Consider the following 2,494-nt stretch of genomic DNA (forward strand, 5'->3'; position numbering starts at 1 on the left):
CAGTGAGGCCGGTCTCGATCGCCTGCTTCAGCGCGTGGCCGGCACCACCCGCATCCCGAACCGTGGTGAAGCCACGGCGCAGCATGCCGCGCAGCAGCAGCGTCGAGCGCAGCGTCACCAGCACGTTCGGCATGTGCACCTGTTGCGACAGATTGAGCTCGACCGCCACCGCATGCACATGCAGATCGATCAGGCCGGGCATCAGCGTCTTGCCGTTCAGGTCAATGGTCCGGTCGGCCGAGGCCTGGAGCGGCCGGTCCGAGACCTCCTTGATCACATCGTCCTCGACCAGCACGTGATGGCCCTCCAGCAAATCCGGCTGAAGTGGATCGAGCAGAGCGGCATTCTTGAAGAGAGTGCTGGGCATGGTCGTTTCCTGTCCGGTCAGGTCTGTGAGAGCAGCGCGGGCAATGCGAGCTGGGCGAAGGGAAGGCACGCGGCGACATCGTCCGCGCCGTACCAGCCCGCCTCATGGAGCAGATTGAGCGAACCGAACGTTCGTCCCCGCCAGCGCACGGGCATGTTGAGCACGCTCTCGCAGCCGAGCGAGGCGATCAACTCGTGATCGGGAAACACGCTGCGCAGATCGTCCCGCGTACGGCCGATATAGGCCTCGCCGCGGTCGAGCACGGCCTCGGTCCACGGTCCCGGCGTCAGGCGCTTGCGCCCGCCCGTCGGGTAAGGTTCGGGGAGATTGGAATAGATCCGCGCCGCTTCTCCGCTATCGTCGTCATAGGTCAGGATCGTGAACAGCTTGTGCCCGATCGCCGACTTCAAGGCGTGATCCAGTGCCGAGAACAGCGCGTCCGGCTGATCCGCCCTGCCCTGCGCCGCCGCCACCGCGCCGAGCAGCGGATCGGCTCGGCGTGTCGTCGGCCTCATGCGACCTCACCCGCCGCAATGTCTTCCAGCGAACGGCCGCGTGTCGGCACCCCCATCACCACGACGGTGAGGGCTCCGATCAGCAGCACGCTGGTGGTCAGGCCGAACACGCCGGCGAAGCCGAAATTGGGATAGAGATAGCCGACCAGGATTGGCGAGACGATCGCACCGATGCGGCCGATCGCCGAGGCAAGGCCGGCGCCGGTGGTTCGCACCGGCGTCGGGAACACCTCCGCCGTATAGGCATAGACGCCGGCATAGGTGCCGTTCATGAAGAACGACAGCAAGATCCCCGCGACCATGATGTGCTGGTCGCTCTGCGCGAAGGCGAGCCCGAGCGCGCTGACGCCGCCGAGCACCATGTAGGACGCAATGGTCGCCTGCCGGCCGATGCGCTCGTTGAACCAGGCGGCGCTGAAATAGCCAGGAATCTGCGCGCAATAGATCGCGATCGAATAGGCGAAGCTCTTGGTGATGCTCATGCCGTTCTGGACCAGCAGGCCGGGGATCCAGACGAAGAAGGAATAATAGCTGAAGGTGATCGCAAGCCACATGATCCAGGTCATGATGGTGATGCGCGCCTGCCGGCCGGCGAGCAGCGCCGCGAAATTGGCAAGCAGCGTTCCTCCGGCGCCGGGCGCACTGACCGCATCGACGACCGGCTGCGGCAGCACATGCCCCTGGCGTGCGAAGCCGGCTTCGATCTTGTCCAATACCGCTTCGGCTTCCTTCACCCGGCCCCGGCTTTCCAGCCAGCGCGGCGATTCCGGCAGCGCCCTACGCCACCACAGCAGCATGACGACCGGCACCGCGGTGATGACCAGCACGATGCGCCAGCCGTTCTCATAGGCGGGAACGATGAAGTAGCCGAGCAAAGCGGCGGCGACGAAACCGAAAGAGAAGAATCCGGCCAACGCGCCGGTGAAGCTGCCGCGGAAGCGCCGCGCCACGAACTCGGCCAGATAAGGCGCGATGATCGCGCTCTCGGCGCGGGTACCCATGCCGGCGACGACGCGGGCGGCGAAGAAGGACGACCAGCTGTCCACGGCCGCGCTGACGATCGAGGCGGCACAATACAGCGCCAGCGCCGACATCATCACCGCGCGGCGGCCGATGAGGTCGCCGAGCGTGCCCGCCAGCAACGCGCCGAACAGGAAGCCGATATAGGTGCTGCTGCCGAGCACGCCGATCTGCACGCTCGACAGATTCCAGGCCGTGCGCAGCACCGGCAGGATGAACGCCAGCACGGCCGCGTCCATCGCGTCGAACATGTAGCCGAGCCCACCCATCAACAGGAGATGCGTGTGGAAGCGCGCGAATGGCAGGCGCTCGATGCGCGCCGAGATCATCGACATGAAAGTCCCCTCAGTCCGGCGGACCGGCATCCGCAGTGTCCCTGGGGGAACCATAGACAAAGAGATATTATCGTCATAATTTATAATTGTGATCCCATACATCACCACGGTGAATGTTCTGTCGTTCCGATCGCTCGACCTCAACCTGCTGAAGGTCTTCGAAGCCCTGATGACCGAGGGCAGCGTCACGCGCGCCGCGAGCGCGCTGCTGATGACCCAGCCCGCGGTCAGCAACGCGCTGGCGCGGCTGCGCGACG

Annotated in this window: 4 protein-coding genes; 1 reads left to right on the forward strand and 3 read right to left on the reverse strand. The window is 65.4% G+C overall.

Translation table 11 applies throughout. The features are described 5' to 3' along the window. From MOV74_RS36000 to MOV74_RS36010, 3 genes are all read right to left on the reverse strand, one after another. Positions 1-367: amidohydrolase family protein (locus tag MOV74_RS36000; RefSeq protein ID WP_246932004.1), on the reverse strand; the 367-nt coding region annotated here is incomplete at its 3' end. A gap of 17 nt (positions 368-384) precedes the next feature. Beyond that, entirely contained in the window at positions 385-882 is a 498-nt protein-coding gene (locus MOV74_RS36005) for a GAF domain-containing protein (RefSeq protein WP_246932007.1), read from the reverse strand. Next, the gene (locus MOV74_RS36010) at positions 879-2,237 is read right to left on the reverse strand and encodes an MFS transporter (protein WP_246932009.1); all 1,359 of its coding nucleotides are present in this window, start codon (positions 2,235-2,237) and stop codon (positions 879-881) included. The genes MOV74_RS36005 and MOV74_RS36010 overlap by 4 nt, the downstream gene beginning before the upstream one ends. A 109-nt stretch (positions 2,238-2,346) precedes the next feature. On the opposite strand from MOV74_RS36010, the gene MOV74_RS36015 reads away from it, so the two are divergent. Next, a partial coding sequence (locus MOV74_RS36015; protein ID WP_246932011.1) for a LysR family transcriptional regulator occupies positions 2,347-2,494 on the forward strand: 148 nt, incomplete at its 3' end.

It is taken from the genome of Bradyrhizobium sp. SHOUNA76, assembly GCF_023006445.1.
GTDB lineage: Bacteria > Pseudomonadota > Alphaproteobacteria > Rhizobiales > Xanthobacteraceae > Bradyrhizobium.

Coding starts and splice junctions, on each gene's coding strand:
- MOV74_RS36010 (WP_246932009.1), bottom strand. CDS start 2,237: ATGTCGATGATCTCGGCGCGCATCGAGCGCCTGCCATTCGCGCGCTTC.
- MOV74_RS36005 (WP_246932007.1), bottom strand. CDS start 882: ATGAGGCCGACGACACGCCGAGCCGATCCGCTGCTCGGCGCGGTGGCG.